General features: G+C 59.3%; 20 protein-coding genes. 12 read left to right on the top strand and 8 right to left on the bottom strand.

The features are described from left to right. Positions 1–16: 16 nt before the first annotated feature. The 4 genes from PI739_RS23955 to dksA all read right to left on the bottom strand — a co-directional run bounded on the left by PI739_RS23955 (position 17) and on the right by dksA (position 4,861). Positions 17–2,971, bottom strand: a complete 2,955-nt coding sequence (locus tag PI739_RS23955; RefSeq protein WP_003430682.1) for a sensor histidine kinase — start codon at positions 2,969–2,971, stop codon at positions 17–19. After that, positions 2,955–3,131, bottom strand: a complete 177-nt coding sequence (locus PI739_RS23950; RefSeq protein ID WP_002552060.1) for a hypothetical protein — start codon at positions 3,129–3,131, stop codon at positions 2,955–2,957. Before PI739_RS23950 ends, PI739_RS23955 begins: the two co-directional genes overlap by 17 nt. A gap of 98 nt (positions 3,132–3,229) precedes the next feature. After that, positions 3,230–4,117, bottom strand: a complete 888-nt coding sequence (gene gluQRS / locus PI739_RS23945; RefSeq protein ID WP_046719946.1) for a tRNA glutamyl-Q(34) synthetase GluQRS — start codon at positions 4,115–4,117, stop codon at positions 3,230–3,232. A 303-nt stretch (positions 4,118–4,420) separates the two neighbouring features. Next, on the bottom strand, positions 4,421–4,861 hold the full coding sequence (dksA, locus tag PI739_RS23940) for an RNA polymerase-binding protein DksA (RefSeq protein WP_003430674.1): 441 nt from the start codon (positions 4,859–4,861) through the stop codon (positions 4,421–4,423). A gap of 348 nt (positions 4,862–5,209) precedes the next feature. Between dksA and PI739_RS23935 the strand changes: the two genes are divergently transcribed. Together PI739_RS23935 and sfsA are read left to right on the top strand one after the other, a co-directional pair. Further along, positions 5,210–6,382: a pyridoxal phosphate-dependent aminotransferase gene (locus PI739_RS23935; RefSeq protein ID WP_054082234.1), complete on the top strand. Its 1,173-nt coding sequence runs from the start codon at positions 5,210–5,212 to the stop codon at positions 6,380–6,382. Beyond that, positions 6,382–7,095: a DNA/RNA nuclease SfsA gene (gene sfsA, locus PI739_RS23930; RefSeq protein WP_044310155.1), complete on the top strand. Its 714-nt coding sequence runs from the start codon at positions 6,382–6,384 to the stop codon at positions 7,093–7,095. Before PI739_RS23935 ends, sfsA begins: the two co-directional genes overlap by 1 nt. A gap of 30 nt (positions 7,096–7,125) precedes the next feature. Here sfsA and PI739_RS23925 read toward each other — a convergent pair whose 3' ends face one another. Next, the gene (locus PI739_RS23925; protein WP_161806744.1) at positions 7,126–7,455 is read right to left on the bottom strand and encodes a Rieske (2Fe-2S) protein; all 330 of its coding nucleotides are present in this window, start codon (positions 7,453–7,455) and stop codon (positions 7,126–7,128) included. A 226-nt stretch (positions 7,456–7,681) separates the two neighbouring features. Between PI739_RS23925 and deoC the strand changes: the two genes are divergently transcribed. Beyond that, positions 7,682–8,467 carry a deoxyribose-phosphate aldolase gene (deoC, locus tag PI739_RS23920; protein ID WP_003430671.1) on the top strand — a complete coding sequence of 262 codons (786 nt, stop codon included), beginning with the start codon at positions 7,682–7,684 and terminating at the stop codon, positions 8,465–8,467. 366 nt (positions 8,468–8,833) lie between these two features. On the opposite strand, the gene PI739_RS23915 is transcribed toward deoC, so the two are convergent. Both PI739_RS23915 and PI739_RS23910 read right to left on the bottom strand, forming a co-directional pair. Then, the gene (locus PI739_RS23915) at positions 8,834–9,178 is read right to left on the bottom strand and encodes a pentapeptide repeat-containing protein (RefSeq protein WP_003371360.1); all 345 of its coding nucleotides are present in this window, start codon (positions 9,176–9,178) and stop codon (positions 8,834–8,836) included. A gap of 100 nt (positions 9,179–9,278) precedes the next feature. Then, positions 9,279–10,817 (bottom strand): bifunctional aminoglycoside phosphotransferase/ATP-binding protein, encoded by a 1,539-nt coding sequence (locus PI739_RS23910; protein ID WP_054082235.1) that lies wholly within the window; start codon positions 10,815–10,817, stop codon positions 9,279–9,281. Between the two features lie 130 nt (positions 10,818–10,947). Between PI739_RS23910 and mrcB the strand changes: the two genes are divergently transcribed. From mrcB to PI739_RS23895, 3 genes are read left to right on the top strand one after another with little or no spacing between them, the layout of a single operon-like run. Continuing rightward, positions 10,948–13,269 carry a penicillin-binding protein 1B gene (gene mrcB, locus PI739_RS23905; protein WP_003371363.1) on the top strand — a complete coding sequence of 774 codons (2,322 nt, stop codon included), beginning with the start codon at positions 10,948–10,950 and terminating at the stop codon, positions 13,267–13,269. 17 nt (positions 13,270–13,286) lie between these two features. Continuing rightward, positions 13,287–14,030 (top strand): tetratricopeptide repeat protein, encoded by a 744-nt coding sequence (locus tag PI739_RS23900; protein WP_044310159.1) that lies wholly within the window; start codon positions 13,287–13,289, stop codon positions 14,028–14,030. After that, positions 14,030–14,359, top strand: a complete 330-nt coding sequence (locus tag PI739_RS23895; RefSeq protein ID WP_003371368.1) for a YqcC family protein — start codon at positions 14,030–14,032, stop codon at positions 14,357–14,359. Before PI739_RS23900 ends, PI739_RS23895 begins: the two co-directional genes overlap by 1 nt. A gap of 11 nt (positions 14,360–14,370) precedes the next feature. Here the strand turns inward: PI739_RS23895 and PI739_RS23890 are convergent, their stop codons facing one another. Continuing rightward, the gene (locus PI739_RS23890) at positions 14,371–14,787 is read right to left on the bottom strand and encodes a DUF4124 domain-containing protein (RefSeq protein WP_003371370.1); all 417 of its coding nucleotides are present in this window, start codon (positions 14,785–14,787) and stop codon (positions 14,371–14,373) included. A gap of 397 nt (positions 14,788–15,184) precedes the next feature. Between PI739_RS23890 and PI739_RS23885 the strand changes: the two genes are divergently transcribed. The 6 genes from PI739_RS23885 (at position 15,185) to msrQ (ending at position 21,198) form a co-directional block, all read left to right on the top strand. Further along, positions 15,185–16,909, top strand: coding sequence for an acetolactate synthase 3 large subunit (locus tag PI739_RS23885; RefSeq protein ID WP_003430666.1), 1,725 nt, complete (start codon positions 15,185–15,187; stop codon positions 16,907–16,909). 2 nt (positions 16,910–16,911) lie between these two features. After that, the gene (ilvN, locus tag PI739_RS23880) at positions 16,912–17,403 is read left to right on the top strand and encodes an acetolactate synthase small subunit (protein WP_002552075.1); all 492 of its coding nucleotides are present in this window, start codon (positions 16,912–16,914) and stop codon (positions 17,401–17,403) included. Positions 17,404–17,450: 47 nt separating this feature from the next. Continuing rightward, the gene (gene ilvC / locus PI739_RS23875; protein WP_002552076.1) at positions 17,451–18,467 is read left to right on the top strand and encodes a ketol-acid reductoisomerase; all 1,017 of its coding nucleotides are present in this window, start codon (positions 17,451–17,453) and stop codon (positions 18,465–18,467) included. Between the two features lie 170 nt (positions 18,468–18,637). Next, entirely contained in the window at positions 18,638–19,483 is an 846-nt protein-coding gene (gene pssA, locus PI739_RS23870; RefSeq protein WP_003371380.1) for a CDP-diacylglycerol--serine O-phosphatidyltransferase, read from the top strand. Positions 19,484–19,552: 69 nt separating this feature from the next. Next, on the top strand, positions 19,553–20,566 hold the full coding sequence (gene msrP / locus PI739_RS23865) for a protein-methionine-sulfoxide reductase catalytic subunit MsrP (RefSeq protein ID WP_003430665.1): 1,014 nt from the start codon (positions 19,553–19,555) through the stop codon (positions 20,564–20,566). Beyond that, the gene (gene msrQ, locus PI739_RS23860) at positions 20,566–21,198 is read left to right on the top strand and encodes a protein-methionine-sulfoxide reductase heme-binding subunit MsrQ (protein WP_054082236.1); all 633 of its coding nucleotides are present in this window, start codon (positions 20,566–20,568) and stop codon (positions 21,196–21,198) included. Before msrP ends, msrQ begins: the two co-directional genes overlap by 1 nt. Positions 21,199–21,331 lie beyond the last annotated feature (133 nt).

Genomic DNA, 21,331 nt, shown 5'->3' with positions numbered 1-21,331 from the left:
AGTTCTCTCGACGGTCTCAGTTCGCGGTGGACGTCGCGTCGACATGGCGTGGCAAGGTCACCCTGATTCGGGTTCCACGCTGCTGCTCGGGATCGGCCGGGCTGTCGATAGTGATTTGTCCATAATGCTCTTCAACGATGGAATAGACCAGCGCCAGGCCAAGTCCGGTTCCCTCGCCAGGGTCCTTGGTGGTGAAGAACGGCTCGAACAATCGGTCCATGATTGCCTTTGAAATCCCACTGCCTTCGTCTTCGACGATCAAGTCCACAGTGTGCTCGGATACTTCGCTTCTGACCCTGACTGCACTGCCTGCCGGGGAGGCATCGCGGGCATTGGAGAGCAGATTGATCAACACCTGCGCCAGCCGTTGCGGATCGCCGACAGCCCAGTGCTCAGGGTTGCACAGGTTGTAGAACTGTACTTCGAAATTACGCCGGTTCAGCGCCAGCAGACCAATAGCATCCTGAGCCACCACGGCCAGACAAACGGCTTCGTCGCTATGTTGATGGGCGCCCGCGTGGGCAAAGCTCATCAATGACTGGACGATGCGCGATACGCGCTTGGTCTGCTCAAGGATCTGGCTGCTGATTTCCTTGAGCTCGCCGTCCTCTTCGCGTTCTTCGCGCAGGTTCTGGGCGAGACAGGCAATACCGGTGATCGGATTGCCGATTTCGTGCGCCACACCGGCGGCCAGTCGGCCAATACTTGCCAGACGTTCCGAGTGCACCAGCTTGTCTTCGAGCATTTGCGTGTCGGTCAGGTCTTCGACCAGCACCACCAGGCCGCTGTTGCCCGGCGCCAGGGGCTCGTTAATGGCTGCCTTGTGCAGATTGAGCCACCGGGTCTGGCCGTCCAGACCGAGCTTCTGCTTGTGCAAATGCTCATCGGGCAGGCTGGTAAAACCGGTCAGCAGGCCCTTCCACGGCTCGGCAATGGTTTCCAGTCGCGAACCGACCACGCGCTGGGCGACGATTCCGGTCAGTTCTTCCATGGCCCTGTTCCACATCAGGATCTCCTGATCTTCGGCCAGCGAGCAGACGCCCATCGGCAGTTCCTGAAGGGTCTGGCGGTGGTAGCGGCGCAAGGCATCGAGTTCGGCGGCAAGACCGGTGAGGCGCGAGTGGTAGTCCTCAAGCCGGCTCTCAATGAAATGTATGTCTTCGGTGACGTATTTTTCGCTGCCCGATTTGTACGGCAGAAAGGTTTCCACCATGTCCTGCGCTACGCTGGGGCCCATCAGCCCGGACAGATTGGCTTCGATGCGGTCGCGCAGGCGGCGCAGGGCATAGGGGCGGCGCTCGTCGAACGGCAGGTAGAGATCGCGCAGCGCTTGCTCGACCTCCTTCTGCGCGGCTTTCGCGCCCAGCGGCTTGGCCAGTTGGGTGGCGAACTCCTGCGGCGAGATGGCATGCAGTTCACGGCGTTGCGGGCGGCGTACGTTATCGACCGCGCAGGCCTCGGCAGCCCCGGCTTCTTCAGGGCTGGCATTGGTGAACAGCGAGATCAGGGTGAACAGCAAGACGTTGGCGGCCAGCGAGGCGATGGCTGCCATGTGCCAACTGGTGTCGTCCAGCACATAGATCATGTTCAGCCAGGGGATATAGAAGCCCTGCAGGTTGCCGATCAGCGGCAACAGCATGCTGACCGCCCAGACCGAAATGCCGGCCAGCAGCCCGGCGATGAAGCCGCGCCGGTTGGCGGTCGGCCAGTACAGTACCGACAGCACACCCGGCAGGAATTGCAGGGTCGCAACGAAGGCGACGATGCCCAGATTGGCCAGATCCTGCTGCGCGCCGAGCATCAGATAGAAGCCGTAACCCAAGGCGATGATCGCCACGATCAGTCCGCGTCGCGTCCACTTCAGCCAGCGGTAGATATTGCCCTCGGCGGGTGGCTGATACAGCGGCAGCACCAGGTGATTGAGTGCCATGCCGGACAACGCCAGCGTGGTGACGATGATCAGCCCGCTGGCCGCCGACAGCCCGCCGATATAGGCGAGCAGGGCCAGAGACTTGCTGTTGGCGGCGATCCCGATGCCGAGCGTGAAGTATTCCGGGCTGGTGGTGGCGCCGAGCTTGAGGCCTGCCCAGAGGATCAGCGGTACTGCGAGGCTGATCAACAGCAGAAACAGCGGCAGACCCCAACTGGCGCTGACCAGCGAGCGCGGGTTGAGGTTTTCCGTGAAGGTCATGTGGTACATGTGCGGCATGACGATGGCCGAGGCGAAGAACACCAGCAGCAGCGTGCGCCACGGGCCTTCCTGCAAAGGCGTGTGCAGCGAGGCGAGGGCGGTCTGGTTCTGCAGCAGCCACAGTTCCAGTTGTTGCGGGCCGTCGAACACGCCATACAAGGCATACAGCCCAACGCCGCCCAGGGCGATCAGCTTGATCAGCGATTCAAAGGCGATGGCGAACACCAGGCCCTCGTGTTTCTCGCGCGTGGCGATGTGCCGTGAGCCAAAGAAAATCGTGAACAGGGTGATCAGTGCGCAGAACGCCACTGCGACCCGGTCCTGCACCGGCTCGCGGGTCAGAATGCCGATGGAGTCGGCGACCGCCTGAATCTGCAAGGCCAGCAGTGGCAGCACGCCGATCAGCATGAATACGGTGGTCAGCGCGCCGGCCCAGGTGCTGCGAAAACGAAAGGCGAACAGATCGGCCAGTGATGACAGCTGGTAGGTACGGGTAATTCTGAGGATCGGGTAAAGCAACACCGGCGCGAGGAGGAAGGCCCCGGACACCCCCAGATAACTGGACAGAAAGCCGTAGCCATACTGATAGGCCAGACCAACCGTGCCATAAAACGCCCAGGCGCTGGCGTAGACACCCAGTGACAGGGTGTAGGTCAGCGGGTGACGAATGATCCAGCGCGGAATCAGACCGTGTTCGCTGACCCAGGCCACACCGAACAGCACCAGCAGGTAGGCGGCGCTGACCAGCAGCATCTGCGTCAGACTAAAGCTCATCGGCATCTCGCTGGCTCTGCAGAATGAACGTCACCACAATCAGGATCAGCCACAACATGTAGGGCCTATACCAGGCACCGGTGGCATCGATCCACCAGTCCATGATGGCTGGAGAGAACAGATAAATGCCGACCACCAGAAGCAAAACCAACCGGTATATGTACATCTGGTCTCCCTGCGCTGGTAGATGAGGAGCGGCATGTTAACGGATGCCGGATAACCTGCAAGTATCCTTGCGTCGCAGTTTGCGGCGACCGCTCTGGATCAGTCTATCCGGGCTTCTTCAATATTGCGCAGTCGGGGTATCAGGTCAGCGTTCCAGTGGCGGATGCCCCAGGCAAGCACTTCCTGCGCGGTGCCATCGCTCATGTGTGCATCGAGCGGTTGCCCCAGTGCTCGCAAGGCCCGAAGCAGCAGCGGCGTCGCCTGGTCGGCCGGCAGTGGCGGGGAACGATAGGACTTGCCCAGCTTGTGACCATCAGGCTGGGTGATCAACGGCACATGCAGGTAGCGCGGTTGGGGCAGGCCCAGCAGTTCCTGCAGGTACAGTTGGCGGGGTGTCGAGTCGAGCAGGTCGGCACCGCGGACGATATCGGTGACGCCTTGCCAGGCGTCGTCAATGACCACGGCCAGTTGATAGGCATACAGACCATCGCGCCTGCGGATCACAAAGTCACCGCTTTCGCGCCCCAGGTGCATTTTGAAGAGGCCCTGAACCCGGTCTTCGAAGCGATATTCCAGCTCCGGTACGCGAATGCGGATGGCGGCGTTTTCCGGAGAATGCCCTGCATTGCGGCAGAAACCCGGATAGACACCCTGAAAGTCTTCAAGCTGTTTGCGCGAGCAGGTGCAGGCGTAGGCCAGGCCATGATTGAACCAGCGCTGGAGGATCTCGGCGTAAGCGTCATGGCGTTCGCTTTGCCGCACCATCTGGCCGTCCCATTCAAAACCGTAGCGCTCAAGCGTCTCAAGAATCCCCGCCTGCGCGCCGGCCACTTCACGCGGCGGGTCGAGATCCTCCATACGCAGCAGCCACTGACCGTTTGCTGCACGCGCATCGAGATAGGAAGCGAGGGCTGCGACCAGCGAGCCAAAGTGCAGGTAACCACTGGGAGTCGGCGCAAAGCGCCCGATATAGGCCGGTTTTTTCATGGGCGGGATGTTACGGGTGACGGGCTTGGGCGGGCAAGTGGAACGCAGTGGGTGGTTATGCAGAGTCTTGTGTCAATGCTCAGCGTTGGCGTGCAGTTCGTGACGCTCTGCGTCACACAGCAGTGCCGTCACTAACGTCGCACTCTGCGTCGTCAGTGCCATCACGATCAACGAGCGCATGGGAGTCAGTTGGACTATTGACAGCGATGAGCACGGAGTGGGAACAAGATTCGCCGTCATCGTGCTTTCAACAGGCACAAAAAAAGACGCCGAAGCGTCTTTTCAGTCAAAGGCGGCCCCAGGTCATTTACCGACCTGTTTTTCCTTGATTTCTGCAAGGGTCTTGCAGTCGACGCACTGGTCTGCAGTCGGGCGAGCCTCAAGACGGCGGATGCCGATCTCTACGCCGCAGGATTCGCACCAGCCATATTCTTCGTCCTTGATCAGTTGCAGCGTCTTGTCGATCTTCTTGATCAGCTTGCGTTCGCGATCGCGGGCACGAAGTTCAAGGCTGAACTCTTCTTCCTGACTGGCACGGTCGGCCGGGTCCGGGAAGTTGGCAGCTTCGTCCTTCATATGGTCTACCGTTCGGTCGACCTCTTGCATCAAGTCCTTCTTCCACTTGTTCAGGATCTTGGTGAAGTGCGCGCGCATCGGCTCGCCCATGTACTCTTCACCCTTCGTTTCCACGTAGGGCTCAAAGCCGCTGATTAGATGGTTCTGTTGCTTTTCTGGGGTGGGCATGTCTGGACCGCCTCTCACTCTTCTAATCTATTGCGCAGGATTGTTCCATCACCGACACCCGTCGGCCCTGCAGCTGCAAGCGGGCGAACTTACCAGATCAAATCGGAGTGCGCTACTCCCGGTTGTCGAGCATGACGACGCCGTCTTCTTGTGGAGATGGCCATTTCGCATCTGCCCTCCATCCAAATGAACTCTAGCCGCTGCGCACCGTCGTAGCTTTCTTTTATTCAGCGTTTGGAAACCGGGTTTTTCAGTTCGCAAACGCACCGTCGGGCGGGTGGTTGGGTAGAATCATGGCGCGCCGTGATGACAATCATGTTTTAACACCCGCCCTATAAAGGAATATCCATGAGCCAGCCTTACAGTGCGCGCAGTCGCGCCATAGAACCTTTTCATGTCATGGCATTGCTGGCGCGTGCCAATGAATTGCAGGCGGCGGGTCATGACGTTATTCACCTTGAAATCGGCGAGCCCGATTTCACCACTGCGCAGCCCATCATAAAGGCTGGCCAGGCGGCGCTGGCAGACGGCAAGACGCGCTACACCGCCGCGCGCGGTCTGCCGCAACTGCGTGAGGCCATTTCCGGGTTTTATGCTCAGCGTTACGGCGTCGACATCGATCCTCAGCGGATTCTGGTCACGCCGGGCGGTTCAGGCGCCTTGTTGCTGACCAGCAGTCTGTTGGTTGATCCGGGCAAACACTGGTTGCTGGCCGACCCTGGCTACCCGTGCAATCGACACTTTTTGCGGTTGATAGAAGGTGAGGCGCAGCTGGTGCCGGTCGGTCCGCAAGAGCGCTATCAGCTGACTCCCGAGCTGGTGGCCACGCACTGGAACCCGAACAGTGTCGGCGCTTTGGTGGCATCGCCGGCCAATCCGACCGGCACTCTATTGAGTCGTGACGAACTGGCAGCCTTGTCTCAGGCACTGAAAGCCCGCAATGGCCATTTGGTGGTGGACGAGATCTATCACGGCCTGACCTACGGTGTGGATGCCAGTAGCGTGCTGGAAGTGGATAACGACGCTTTCGTCCTCAATAGTTTTTCAAAGTATTTCGGCATGACCGGGTGGCGTTTGGGGTGGCTGGTCGCACCACAGGATGCGGTGGCCGATCTGGAAAAACTGGCCCAGAACCTCTACATCAGCGCGCCGAGCATGGCGCAACATGCGGCGCTTGCCTGTTTTGAGCCGCAGACACTGACCATACTCGAGCAACGGCGCGCCGAGTTCGGCCGCCGCCGGGACTTTCTGCTGCCAGCGCTGCGCGAGTTGGGTTTCGGTATCGCCGTCGAGCCGGAAGGGGCCTTCTATTTGTATGCGGATATCTCCGCGTTTGGCGGTGATGCCTTTGCCTTTTGCCGGCACTTTCTGGAAACCGAGCACGTCGCCTTTACACCGGGGCTGGACTTCGGCCGTTTCCAGGCCGGGCACCACGTGCGTTTTGCCTATACGCAAAGCCTGCCGCGCCTTGAACAGGCGGTCGAGCGAATCGCTCGCGGTTTGCGTCGCTGGGGCGTCTGATGCGTTTTTCTCCGCAGCTTGAACAGGGACGTCTGCTGGTGCGTTACAAGCGTTTTCTCGCTGATATCGAAACCGATAGCGGTGAGTTGCTGACCATTCACTGCCCTAACACCGGGTCGATGCTCAACTGCATGATGCCCGGCGGGCGCGTGTGGTTCAGTCGCTCGAATGACCCCAAGCGCAAACTGCCGGGCACTTGGGAAATCAGCGAAACCCCGCAGGGTCGCCTGGCCTGTATCAATACCGGACGGGCCAATACGCTGGTTGAAGAGGCCTTGCGCGCCGGGGTCATCAGCGAACTGACGGGTTTCACGGCGCTCAAACGCGAGGTGGCCTACGGACAGGAAAAAAGCCGTGTGGACTTTCGTCTGGAGTACCCGGATGGCTACCTGTACCTGGAAGTGAAAAGTGTCACTTTGGGGTTCGATGGTTCCAGCGTGGCGGCATTCCCCGATGCGGTGACCCAGCGTGGCGCGCGGCACCTGCGTGAACTGGCGACGCTGGCGCGCGAAGGCGTGCGCGCCGTGCTGTTGTATTGCGTCAACCTCACCGGTGTGGACGCTGTGCGGCCTGCGCAGGAGATTGATCCTGCCTACGCAGCGGCGTTGCGTGAAGCCGTTGATGCCGGTGTGCAAATTCTTGCCTACGGTGCGCAACTGACGTCTGAAGAGATCTTTATTGACCGGCGTCTGCAAGTACTCGGGCTGGATTGAGGCATCCGGGTACAGACGGTCCAGTCCCCTTCATGCATCCAACTGCAGCGACACCCAGATGCCCTCGGCGTCTTCACGGCTTTTGATGATGGTCAGGGATTGGCCTTCACATGGCCCGGCCACGCATTCGCCGTTCTCGATCAGAAACAATGCTCCATGCGTAGCGCACTGGATCAGGCTTGCGCTGCTGTCCAGAAATTGATCAGGTTGCCATTCCAGGGGAACGCCGCGATGCGGGCAGCGGTTTTTGTAGACGAAGACCTCTCCCTGACGGCGCACGGCAAACAACGCATGTTCGCCCAGCTCGAAGCCTTTGCTGTGAGCTTCGGGCAGGTGGCTTGAAGTGCAGAGGAATATCAAGAAGCCTCCATAGGCCGGTTCTTCGGGGGCCAGTTTTTGGGTTGATGCCTGATCGGACAAGTCTGGCATTTTCTTCGGATCGATGCGCTGCGTTACGTTGAGGTCATTACAGGCTGCGTCGGTCCTTTCCTGTCTTTTTGTAGCTTTCGTCTCTAAGCGCACCGCCCGCGCCCGCAAGCCTTGCAGCCGTATATCGTCGGCTCATGTTTTGCAGAGCGGAAACACTATGAAAGAGATGACAGCAGATGATGAGCGACTGGCGCGTCAGGTCATCGGGCTGCTTGAGCTGTTCGCCCTCAATACAGATGACACGGAGCAGCGCATAGTCGGCATCTGTCGGCGTGCATGCACGCCTGTGGGACCGGTCGCAGCGGTCAGCGTCCAGCAACGTTTCGTGTGCCTGGCGCGCACCACGCTGGATCGCATGCAGGCTCGTCACATCAAGGTCATCGCCGTGGTCAATTTTCCTCACGGCAGCTGCAATGTTCAGTCGGTCATCGCGCAGGTACGCGCTGCGCTGATGGCGGGCGCGGACGAGATCGACGTCGTCTACCCCTTTCGCGCGCTGCTCGGCGGAGACCGGCAACCCGGCCTGGCGATGATCTCGGCGTGTTCGGCCTTGTGTGCCGGGAAGGTCAGGCTTACAGCGACCCTTGAAACCGGTGACTTGCGCGACTCGCAAATGATCCTCAATGCGTGCCGCGATGCAATCGTCTCAGGCGCCGACTTTATCAAGACCAGCACCGGCAAGGCCGCCACGCATGTCACGCCGCAGGCTGCACGGGTCATGCTGGAGTCGATTGCGGACGTAGGCGGGCAGGTGGGGCTGAAGGTTGCAGGCGGGATCCGTACGTTCGACGAGGCACGTGTTTACATGGCACTGGTCCGCGCCCGGTTTGGTCTGCAATGGATCAACGCCGGGCGTTTACGGCTGGGAGGATCGAGCTTGCTGGACGACTTGCTGGCAAGACTGGGCCTGCTTGAGTCGCATGGCAGCGGCGATGGTTTTTGAGTGTTCGTTGGTTTTGCGCCGGACAAAAAAAGACCCGGCAAAGAGCCGGGTCAAAAACCGTGATTAGCCTGATGAGGAGATAATCTGAAAGTCCGAACCAAGGTCTTTCAGGCTACCGTCCAGTCTCGCGACCGGATGTGATAATCATAACGATTCTCATTTGTAAGTCAACATTTCTTTTGGTCGTACGGGTGCCGGTGCCTGCTTATGATCCAGGCACGGTATTCAAGGATTAAAAAGTGCGGTGCACAGCGTAGCGTCAGTGGCGACGGGGCTGCTCATGCGAGAGAAGAAGGGGTGAAAGCAGGACAATACATCGCCAGCCTGCCGTGCATCGCGCATGCAGGCTGCAACGTTTTTGCGGTATCAGTGGGTACGGTAGCGCAGGCGCGTGCCGAAATTCACCGACATCAGAATCTCGTCAGCCGAGAGCTCAGCCGGGAAGAACACCCCTGAAATCTGAGCGTGAGCGATGCTCGCACCTTCCATCGGTGTATTTCGCAGGTCCAGGCCACGAAGGTCGGCAGAGCGAAAATAAGCGTCGGTGAAGTCGATATTGGCGGTGTCCAGCGCGCGAAGGTCCAGCCCCCTGAAGTCGCCCCCGACCATATCAATGGTGCCGGTTCGTGGTTTCTCTTGATTGAAACCTTCGACATCATCTTTGCGCAGCAGCATATAAAGCGGTGAGTCGATCTGTTTGGGGTGGCTCATGATGGCCTCGCACATGTCATTGCGTTGGAATTATGGCGCCATTATATCGCCATCATCTTGAGGCCGTGAAGCGTTAACCGCTCAACGGCCATGTGTCTTTTTACAGGCCCGGCAGGCGCTGGCGCAGGTTGTCGATAAGGCTGTCCAGGTCGCTGCTGACGTTGGTTGCAACCTTCTTGCTGCGCAGGATCTCGTCGGCGCCGAGCGGCTCGCGACTGGCCTGCTGAGCCTCGATGACTTCCAGCGTCGCGTCAGACGGATCGTTGTCCTGCGCCTGACGCTGCGCAAGCCAGCCAGCGATCACAGCCTGTGGCGCTTCGCAATCCAGAATCAGGAACGGCACACCGGTGTTTTCCGCAATCTTTGCCGCCGCATCGCGCTGCTCGCGCTTCAGGTAGGTGGCATCGATCACCACCGAGAAGCCCGCGCGCAGGGTTGCGGTAGCAAGCTCATGCAGGCGCGCATAGGTTGCGCCGCTGGCTTGCGCGTCGTACAGATCCTGATTCTGGCCGGCAAACAGGCGCTTGCGCTCTACGTCCGAGCGCAGGCGGATGGCGCCCAGCGATTCCACCAGACGCATCGCAACGTGGCTTTTGCCGACGGCAGAGACACCGTGGGTAATCGTCAGAAACGGTGAAGGGATGGTGCTGTAGCTCTCTGCCAGATTGGCATAGTTGCGGTATTGACGAAGCGTCGCTGCGCGCTGCAAGCCGTCGGCATCGGCTGGCTGGCTGAACAACGCCACCTTGGCACGAACCATTGCGCGGTAGGCCTTGTAGAAATTCAACAGCTCCAGGCCTGCATAGTCGCCGGTGACTTCCAGGTACTGACTGATCAAGCGCCGCGACAGCGACTTCAGGCCACGGTCTTCAAGGTCCATTGCCAGAAAGCCGATGTCGGCGTAGACATCGGTCTTGCGGAACGGCTCGTTGAACTCGATGCAGTCGAACAGCACGACCTTGCCATCAATCACCGTCGCGTTGCCCAGATGAATGTCGCCATGGCATTCGCGGATGAACCCGTCGGCCTTGCGGTGAGACAGCAGCGGCTTGAGTCGCGCAAAGCTCGACTCTGCCCACGCCTGCAGGGCATCAAGCTGTGCCAGGTCGGATTTTTCGCTGATCAGCGGGCGAATCTGCTCGAAATTCTGTACCACCGGGGCCATCACGCTGTCAGGCGAGCCGAGTTCGCTTTCAGCCCCGACCTGCGGCGAGGTCAGGTGAAAACCGGCAATCTGGTGCGCCAGTTCGTCGATGTGCGCAGTCGTCACTTCACCGTTGGCCTGCAGTGTGCTCAGCAGGCCGTCCTGCGAGAACTGCTTCATCTTCAGCGCGTATTCGATGGCTTCGCCGTCGCCGCCCAGTTGCGGCGCGTCCGCTGTGCCGGTGATCGGCAGGACTTCGATGTAGAGGTCGTCGGTCAGGCGCTGATTCAGGCGCAACTCTTCCTCACAGAAATGCTTGCGCAGGGCCAGCGTGGTGAAGTCCAGAAAGCCGAAGTTCATCGGTTTTTTGAATTTGTAGGCGTATGGACCCGTCAGCAGCACCCAGGAAATGTGCGTTTCGATGACCTGGAAACTCTCCACCGGATGGGGGAAGAGGGCAGGGTTCTGCAGGGCAGCAATCAAAGACTGGCTCACGGTCGATCCTTCAGGAATGTGTTCAAAATGTAAGTACACGATGCCGCCATTATGGCCGCTTGGCGCGAGGCTGCAAACCGCTGACTCGGGCGTCTGTCGATCCTCGGTAAAGTGCGTATAATCCGCGCCCATGACTCGATCCCGCACCTCTCGTTCTGCAAAAAAACAACCTCCCCGCAGCCTTAACAAGTGGCTGGGCTGGGCGCTGAAGCTTGGTATTGTCGGCCTGGTTCTGCTGGGCGGCCTGGCCATTTACCTGGATGCCATCGTCCAGGAAAAATTCTCCGGCAAGCGCTGGACCATCCCGGCCAAGGTCTATGCACGGCCGCTGGAACTTTTCGTCGGACAGAAGCTGAGCCGCGATGACTTTCTCATCGAGCTGGACGCCCTGGGCTATCGCCGCGAAAGCGTGGCGAACGGGCCCGGCGCCGCAGCGGTGAACGGCAATACCGTCGACCTCAACACACGTGGTTTCCAGTTCTACGAAGGCACTGACGCAGCGCAGCAGGTTCGCGTGCGCTTTTCCGGTGACTACGTAGCCGACCTGTCGTCGGGCAATGGAGCCAAGCTTGCGGTGGCGCGGCTTGAACCCTTGCTGATCGGCGGTCTTTACCCGAAGAATCTGGAAGACCGGATCCTGATCAAGCTGGATCAGGCGCCGCCCTATCTGCTCGACGGGCTGGTAGCGGTCGAGGACCGGGATTTCTATCACCACTTCGGCGTGTCGCCCAAGTCCATTGCCCGGGCGATCTGGGTCAATACCTCACAGGGGCAGATGCGCCAGGGCGGCAGCACGCTGACCCAGCAGTTGGTCAAGAACTTCTACCTGACCAACGAGCGCAGCCTCACCCGTAAGCTGACCGAAGCCATGATGGCCGTTCTGCTGGAGATCCATTACAGCAAGCAGGAAATCCTCGAGGCCTATCTCAACGAAGTGTTCGTCGGGCAGGACGGCCAGCGTGCCGTTCACGGTTTCGGTCTGGCCAGCCAGTATTTCTTCAGCCAGCCGCTCTCCGAACTGAAAATCCATCAGGTGGCGATGCTGGTCGGTCTGGTCAAAGGGCCTTCCTTCTACAACCCGCGTCGCAATCCGGAGCGTGCTCTGGAGCGTCGCAATCTGGTGCTCGACCTGTTCGAGCAGCAGGGCGTCGCTACTCCGGAAGTGGTTGCCGCTGCGAAGAAAATGCCACTGGGTGTGACCAAGACCGGGACCCTCGCCGACAGCTCGTTTCCGGCGTTCCTCGATCTGGTCAAGCGTCAGCTGCGCGAAGACTATCGTGACGAAGACTTGACCGAAGAAGGGTTGCGGATCTTTACCAGCTTCGATCCGATCCTGCAGATGAAGTCCCAGGCTGCCATGGACGATACATTCAAGAAGCTCGCCGGGCGCAAGGGCTCTGACGAGGTGGAGTCGGCCATGGTCGTCACCAACCCTGAAACCGGCGAAGTACAGGCGTTGATCGGCGGGCGTGAGGCCGGGTTCTCGGGCTTCAATCGGGCGATCGACGCGGTACGGCCGATCGGCTCGCTGGTCAAGCCGGCTATCTACCTGACGGCACTCGAACGGCCAAGCCAGTACACATTGACCAGCTGGATCGCCGACGAACTGTTTCAGGTCAAAGGCGCCGATGGCCAGATCTGGAAACCACAGAACTACGATCGCAAGTCACACGGCAATATCTTTCTGTATCAGGGGCTGGCGCATTCGTACAACCTTTCGACCGCCAAGCTGGGTCTTGAGCTGGGCATTCCAAACGTGTTCAAGACCCTCGCCAAGCTGGGTGTGACGCGCGAATGGCCTGCCTATCCGTCGATGCTGCTGGGTGCGGGTGGCTTGAGTCCGATGGAAGTGGCCACCATGTATCAGACCATTGCCAGCGGTGGGTTCAATACGCCGATGCGCGGTATTCGCAGTGTGCTCACCGCTGAAGGCGAGCCGCTCAAACGTTATCCGTTCCAGATTGAACAGCGCTTCGATCCGGGTGCCATATACCTGGTGCAGAATGCGATGCAGCGGGTGATGCGCGAAGGTACGGGCAAATCTGTTTACAACGTGTTGCCGAGCTCGTTGAATCTGGCAGGCAAGACCGGCACCAGTAACGACTCTCGCGATAGCTGGTTTGCCGGGTTCAGTCAGGACCTGCTGGCCGTGGTGTGGATGGGCCGCGATGACAACGGCAAGACACCGTTTACCGGTGCTACCGGTGCCCTGCAGGTCTGGACCAGTTTCATGCGCAAGGCCGGTCCGCTGCCGCTGGACATGGCGATGCCGGACAACGTCGTTCAGGCGTGGGTCGATGCACAGACCGGTCAGGGTTCGGATGCAAGCTGCCCGAATGCCGTGCAGATGCCGTATATTCGCGGCAGTGAGCCCCAGCCCGGCGCGACATGCGGCGGCGCTCCGGCACCTGCCACTGAGGTGATGGACTGGGTCAAGGGTTGGTTGAACTAGGCAATCGAGGTTTTGAAGTGAATAAATGGTGGATTCCAGCTTTAACGGCACTGGCCTTGCTGAACGGCTGCGCCAGTGTGGAACGCGGCTCGATTCCGGTCGTGGATTCGAGCTCCAAGGTGTCCAACGGCGAACGTGCGGCCGCTTCGCGTAACGGTACTTACCGCACCAACACCGCGCCGGTGCAACAGCAGCCGCAAGCCGTACCGCAGGACTCGGGCGTCGTAGTGATGGTGCCGGGCGCGGGTGGTGCTGATGCCGGGCAGAGTTTCTCTGCGCCAGCCACTCAGGCGCCGTTCAGTGTCAACACTCCGCCTGTCGATGCCGCCCCGGTCAATCAGGCCCCGGTCAGTCAGGCTCCTGCGAATAACAGTTACAGCATGCCGGCTGCCTCTGCCCCGACCGGAATCCCGTCCAGCGGTGGTGGTCTGTCGGAGGACGAACAGCTTGATGGTCCTGTACTGGCATTGCTGACCACCGCGCAGCAACAGCAGAGCAGCGGCGATCTCAATGGCGCGTCGTCCAGTCTCGAGCGTGCGCAGCGGGTTGCACCGCGTGAGCCGCAAGTGCTCTATCGTCTGGCTCAGGTTCGTCTGGCTCAGGGCGATGCGGCCCAGGCCGAGCAACTGGCACGTCGTGGTCTGACTTACGCCAACGGACGCACCAGCCTTCAGGCCAGCCTGTGGGGATTGATCGCTCAGTCACGCGAAAAGCAGGGTGATGCGGCCGGTGCCGCCCTGGCTCGTCAAAAGGCTCGCTGATGGACGGACGTTTGCCTGAGGTTGCCGAGCAACTGTTGTTGATAGAGCGCGAGTTGCGCTTGCTGGGCTGGTGGGATACGACACCGCCCAGCGAGCAGGCGCTCGCCAGTCAGGAACCGTTCAGCGTCGATACTCTGGAGTTCGCCCAGTGGCTGCAATGGATTTTCCTGCCGCGGATGAAGGTCATCCTTGAACGCGACCTGCCATTGCCCAATGCTTCCGGCATTCTGGAAATGGCCGAGATGGTCTATGCCGGGTGCATGACTGAAACCCGGCAACTGCAAGCGCATCTGGCGCGGTTCGACCAGCTGATTACAGCAGCGCGCTGATCGGCGCGCTTCTATCGGCAGTATTCGCTGATAGCCCTGTTGGTTTCTTCGATACGCGTCTTGCGGTTCTCATCCGTAAGGCGCCTCGATTCCCCTCCCACCTGCTCACGCACGCGCGGATTGTTCTGCAACTGCGCGAGATTGGTGCGCAAGGTCTCGCAACTTTCCGCGCGCTTGGCTTCCTGAGCCTTCACCTGGCTTTTGACTTTCTGGTCAATCTCGCGTTGCTGCGCAGCCCCGTCGTCCGCTGGCATGCCCGGCGCGGCGGCAGGTGGCGGTGTCTGCACATTGATTTCCTGTACCTGCTGACCAGTAGGCGGCTGGGCATCGAAGTGCGTCACACCCTGGGCATCCACCCACTTATAGATTGAAGCGGCCTGGCTGGTTGCGCTGATGGCCAGCGCAGCGGCGAGAATCATCCAGTGCATGTCGGGTCCTTGAAAGTCTGTGCATGCAGAAAGCTACCATAACAGTGCATTTCAGTCCGAAACGGTGCGATTTCACTCTTCGGGTGTCAAGAAAGCGCACGGATCGCTTGACTTGAAGGGGGGGAATCACAACAATCCAAAGTTCGCTGTAGAAGGACTGCCAGAAGCAGACCCTCTCGGTAGATCATGAGGCGCACACCCGCGCCGACCTGTAACACCCGCAACGCGTTACCTCGCGCTGGGTGGGAATGTTCCGCAACACTCAGGGACCTCCCAATACTTGCTCAGTCAGTGCTGACGTAGTCGGCGACCACCGTCGCTCATGCTCTGCTGGCAGTAAACCTATTAAGACCCGTCCCGGAGTGGGCGGTATTCTGGCGTTTTAGAGGTGAACAACGTGGAGCTTTTATCTGGCGCTGAAATGGTCGTCCGCTTTTTGCGTGACGAAGGCGTTGAGCATATCTATGGGTACCCCGGTGGTGCCCTCCTGCATGTCTACGATGCCCTGTTCAAAGAACCGGCGGTGAGCCACATCCTTGTTCGCCACGAGCAGGCTGCCACGCACATGGCCGATGGCTATGCGCGGGCGACCGGCAAGGCGGGCGTGGTGCTGGTGACTTCGGGTCCTGGTGCAACCAATGCCATTACCGGTATCGCCACGGCGTACATGGACTCCATTCCGATGGTGGTCCTGTCCGGTCAGGTAGCCAGTACGCTGGTGGGCACCGATGCGTTCCAGGAGACCGACATGATCGGTATCTCCCGGCCTATCGTGAAGCACAGCTTCATGATCAAGCACCCGTCGGAAATCCCGGAAGTCCTGAAGAAGGCGTTCTACCTGGCACAGTCCGGTCGTCCAGGCCCGGTGGTCGTCGATATTCCGAAGGACATGACCAACCCGGCCGAAAAATTCGAATACGTCTTTCCGAAAAAAGCCAAGCTGCGTTCCTACAGCCCGGCGGTTCGTGGCCATTCCGGTCAGATCCGCAAGGCTGTCGAGATGCTGCTGGCGGCCAAGCGCCCGATCGTCTACGCCGGTGGCGGAGTGATCATGGGCAATGCTTCGGCGCAACTGACCGAACTGGCGCAACTGCTCGATGCACCGGTAACCAATACCCTGATGGGGCTTGGCTGCTATCCGGGCACGGATCGTCAGTTCGTCGGCATGCTCGGGATGCATGGCAGCTACACCGCCAACCTCGCGATGCACCACACCGATGTGATCCTGGCCGTCGGCGCGCGTTTCGATGACCGTGTGATCAACGGCGCCAGCAAGTTCTGCCCGAACGCCAAGATTATCCACATTGATATCGACCCGGCTTCGATCTCCAAGACCATCAAGGCCGACGTGCCTATCGTCGGTCCTGTCGAAAGCGTGCTGACCGAAATGGTCGCCACCTTGAAAGAGATCGGCGAGACACCCGACAAGGCATCCGTTGCCGCGTGGTGGAAGCAGATTGACGAGTGGCGCGGTACGGGTGATCTGTTCCCGTACAACCGTGGCGATGGCACGGTCATCAAGCCGCAGGCCGTTATCGAAACGCTGTGCGAAGTCACCAAGGGCGACGCTTATGTCACCTCGGACGTCGGCCAGCATCAGATGTTCGCTGCGCAGTACTACCGCTTCAACAAGCCGAACCGCTGGATCAACTCCGGCGGTCTGGGCACCATGGGCTTTGGCTTCCCGGCTGCGATGGGCGTCAAGCTGAGCTTCCCCGATGCGCACGTTGCCTGTGTGACCGGTGAAGGCAGCATCCAGATGAACATCCAGGAACTGTCGACCTGCCTGCAGTACGGCCTGCCGGTGAAGATCATTCTGCTCAACAACGGTGTGCTGGGCATGGTCCGCCAGTGGCAGGACATGAGCTACGGCGCGCGTCACTCGCACTCCTACATGGAGTCGCTGCCTGATTTCGTCAAGCTGGTCGAGGCCTATGGCCACGTCGGCATGCGTATCACTGACCTGAAGGATCTGAAGCCGAAGATGGAAGAAGCCTTTGCCATGACTGACCGGCTGGTGTTCATGGACATTCAGGTCGATGTGACCGAGCACGTCTATCCGATGCAAATCAAGGACGGCTCCATGCGCGATATGTGGTTGAGCAAGACGGAGCGGACATAATCATGCGCCATATCATTTCCCTGCTGCTGGAAAACGAACCGGGTGCACTTTCGCGCGTCGTCGGTCTGTTCTCCCAGCGTAATTACAACATCGAAAGCCTGACGGTTGCGCCGACCGAAGACCCGACCCTGTCGCGTCTGACGCTCACCACCGTAGGTCATGATGAGGTGATCGAGCAGATCACCAAGAACCTCAACAAGCTCATCGAAGTGGTCAAGCTAGTCGACCTGTCGGAAAGCGCTCACATCGAGCGCGAACTGATGCTGGTCAAGGTCAAGGCCACTGGCGCGCAGCGTGCCGAGATCAAGCGCACCACGGATATCTTCCGCGGGCAGATCGTCGACGTGACCGCCAGCGTTTACACCGTGCAGCTGAGCGGCACGAGCGACAAACTGGACAGCTTCATTCAGGCCATCGGCACCGCCGCTATCCTGGAAACAGTACGCAGTGGCGTAACGGGCATTGCCCGTGGCGACAAAGTGCTGAGCATTTAAATCAATTAAGCAAATGGCCTGCGTGGCCAAGATAACAGGGGATTTCCATGAAAGTTTTCTACGACAAAGACTGTGACCTTTCGATCATCCAGGGCAAGAAAGTCGCCATCATCGGTTACGGTTCGCAAGGTCACGCCCAGGCGTGCAACCTGAAAGACTCCGGCGTTGATGTCACTGTCGGCCTGCGTAAAGGTTCGGCCACTGTCGCCAAGGCCGAGGCGCATGGCCTGAAAGTGACCGACGTCGCTTCTGCCGTTGCCGCCGCCGACCTGGTCATGATCCTGACCCCGGACGAGTTCCAGTCCCAGCTGTACAAGAACGAAGTCGAGCCGAACCTGAAAAAGGGCGCAACACTGGCGTTCTCCCACGGCTTCGCGATTCACTACAACCAGGTCGTGCCGCGCGCTGACCTCGACGTGATCATGATCGCGCCGAAGGCTCCCGGCCACACCGTGCGTACCGAGTTCGTCAAGGGCGGCGGTATCCCTGACCTGATCGCGGTTTATCAGGATGCTTCCGGCAACGCCAAGAACGTTGCCCTGTCCTACGCTTCGGGCGTTGGCGGCGGCCGTACCGGCATTATCGAAACCACTTTCAAGGACGAGACTGAAACCGATCTGTTCGGCGAGCAGGCTGTTCTGTGCGGCGGTACTGTCGAGCTGGTCAAGGCTGGTTTCGAAACGCTGGTTGAAGCTGGCTACGCGCCGGAAATGGCTTACTTCGAGTGCCTGCACGAACTGAAGCTGATCGTTGACCTCATGTACGAAGGCGGTATCGCCAACATGAACTACTCGATCTCCAACAACGCCGAATATGGCGAATACGTCACCGGCCCTGAAGTCATCAACGCCGAATCCCGTCAGGCCATGCGCAACGCTCTGAAGCGTATCCAGGACGGTGAATACGCGAAGATGTTCATCAGCGAAGGCGCCACCGGCTACCCGTCGATGACTGCCAAGCGTCGTAACAACGCTGCGCACGGCATCGAAATCATCGGTGAAAAACTGCGCTCGATGATGCCTTGGATCGCGGCGAACAAAATCGTCGACAAAGACAAGAACTAAGCTTTTCCGGCTCACCGCCGGACTACAGCTGGTTCACAGGAAAAAGCGCGACCCATCGGTCGCGCTTTTTCGTTATGGGTCAGGCTCTGGTATAAAGCTGCATCGTTTGCAGGCGAACCCTCGCCGCAGACCTGTGTCGAACCTTTTCATACCGCTGCAAGGTAATCTCCATGAGCGAACGTCCTGAAGAGCCCATCAAGGCCTCTGACGCTGAAAGTCTGCTACCTATCGATGAACACGTGGAAGATGGCCATGACGCCGACGGCCGACAGGTCCGGCATCGGGGTATCTATCTGCTTCCCAACCTGTTTACCACGGCGAATCTGTTCGCGGGTTTCTACTCCATCATCAGCTCCATGAGTGCGCAAAGCGCCATGAGCGCCGGTGATTTTGCCGGGGCAAGCAAGTATTTCGCCTTCGCTGCGATTGCGATCTTCGTGGCCATGGTGCTCGACGGGCTGGATGGTCGTGTTGCGCGCATGACCAACACGCAAAGTGCGTTTGGCGCCGAGTACGACTCGCTGTCCGACATGGTTGCCTTCGGTGTGGCACCGGCGTTGCTGGCATTCGGCTGGGCATTGGGCGACATGGGCAAGGTCGGCTGGATGGTTGCCTTCATCTATGTAGCCGGTGCTGCATTGCGTCTGGCGCGCTTCAATACTCAGGTCGGCAAGGCTGACAAGCGCTACTTCATCGGCCTGGCCAGTCCGGCAGCGGCAGGTGTGGTGGCCGGCACGGTCTGGGCATTCAGCGATTTCGGGATTCAGGGCTCCAAGCTGTCGTTTCTCGTCGCGTTGCTGGTCGCCGCCGCCGGTATGCTGATGGTCAGTAACATCAAGTACAACAGCTTTAAGGAGCTGGACTTGAAGGGGCGGGTGCCTTTTGTTGCGATTCTGGCGGTGGTCCTGGTGTTTGCTGTCGTATTCAGCGACCCGCCGCGCATTTTGCTGCTGATATTCCTCGCGTACGCTCTTTCTGGCCCCATTCAGTATCTGCTACGTCGCCGCAAGGCCTAGTCAAAGATCTAATTTCCACCATACTCCGTAGTCTATAGGTGCATCAGTTCCCTGGCCTGCGGAGTCATCATGCTAATCAAGCTTCCTTCTGCGTCCGACTCCAAAGAGTCGGACGTCACGCCTGAATCCATTTATCTCTCGCGACGCACATTGCTCGCCAGCTCGCTTGCGGGGCTCGCCGTCACAGCAATGCCGCGCTGGGCAGGTGCCGCCGATGCGTCGCGGTATGCCGATGTAGAGCCTGGTAAAGCGCCGGGCTGGTTCGCGGACAAACTGCCCTCCACGAAGTGGCAGGCGGTCAACGTCAAGGACGAGGCGATCACGCCGTTCAAGGACGCGACCCATTACAACAACTTCTATGAGTTCGGTACTGACAAGGGCGATCCTGCCAAGAATGCGGGCTCTCTGCAGACCGAGCCCTGGAGTGTCGTGATCGATGGTGAAGTCGGCAAGCCTGGTCGTTATGCACTCGAAGACTTCATGAAGCCTTATCAGTTGGAAGAGCGGATCTACCGGTTGCGCTGCGTCGAAGCCTGGTCGATGGTCATTCCGTGGATTGGTTTTCCGATCTCTGCGTTACTCAAGCAGGTAGAGCCGACTTCCAAAGCCAAATACATTCGTTTTGAAACGCTGGAAGACGCCAAGTCCATGCCGGGCCAGCGCTCGGACTTTGCCCTGATCGACTGGCCTTATGTAGAAGGGCTGCGTCTGGACGAGGCGATGAACCCTCTGGCGATTCTGGCGGTGGGCATGTACGGGCGGGAGCTGCCTAACCAGAATGGCGCACCGTTACGTCTGGTGGTGCCATGGAAATATGGTTTCAAGAGTGTGAAGTCCATCGTGCGTATCAGCCTGGTCAGTGAGCAGCCGAAGACCACCTGGCAAAGCATTGCGGCAAACGAGTATGGCTTCTATGCCAACGTCAACCCGACTGTCGATCATCCGCGCTGGACACAAGCCCGTGAGCGTCGCTTGCCGAGCGGCCTGTTCAGTCCGAATCTGCGCGATACGAAGATGTTCAATGGCTATGAGGAAGAGGTGGGTTCCTTGTATGCCGGCATGGATTTGCGGAAGGACTATTGATGCGATATCCGTTTTTGCGTCTGGCTGTATTTCTTGCCGCTTGCATTGCCCCTATGTGGTGGTTGTACCAGGCATGGATCTTTGCGCTCGGGCCTGATCCCGGCAAGGTCCTTGTGGAGAACTTCGGAGTGGCGACGTTGGTCATGCTGCTGATCACACTCGCCATGACGCCGTTGCAGCGTCTGACCGGTTGGTCGGGGTGGATCGTGGTGCGTCGCCAGCTGGGCCTATGGTGTTTTGCGTATGCGCTGCTGCACCTGACAATGTACGCGCTGTTCATTCTGGGGCTGGATTGGGGGCAGTTGGGTGTCGAACTGGTCAAGCGTCCTTATATCATCGTCGGTGCGCTGGCGTTCCTGGGGCTGCTTGCGCTGGCGGTGACATCCAACCGCTATAGTCAGCGTCGTCTTGGGGCACGCTGGAAAAAGCTGCACCGGATCATCTACGTGATTCTGGGACTGGGTTTGCTGCATATGTTCTGGATTGTCCGGGCCGACCTTAAAGAGTGGGCGCTGTATGCGGGGATAGGTGCATTCCTGTTGTTGCTGCGGATTCCCGTGTTTGCTCGGCGAATCCCGCGTCTGGGCGGCGCTGCGAAGGCCAGATCGGTAAAAGTTCAAAATAACGGTTGACGCCCTCTGTGAGGTGTCTATAATTCGCCCCACTTCCGGCGCAGACGGAAACGAAAAAGCCTTGTAGATCAATAGTTTGCAAGGTTTTGGAGTGAAGAGTCAGCGAGGAAGTAGGTCGGGTCTGAATTGATCG

The organism is Pseudomonas cerasi (assembly GCF_027983475.1).
In the GTDB taxonomy this organism is placed as follows: Bacteria; Pseudomonadota; Gammaproteobacteria; order Pseudomonadales; family Pseudomonadaceae; genus Aquipseudomonas; species Aquipseudomonas cerasi.
Note: the sequence above shows the minus strand (reverse complement) of the source record. Positions and strands in the feature narration are given on the sequence as shown.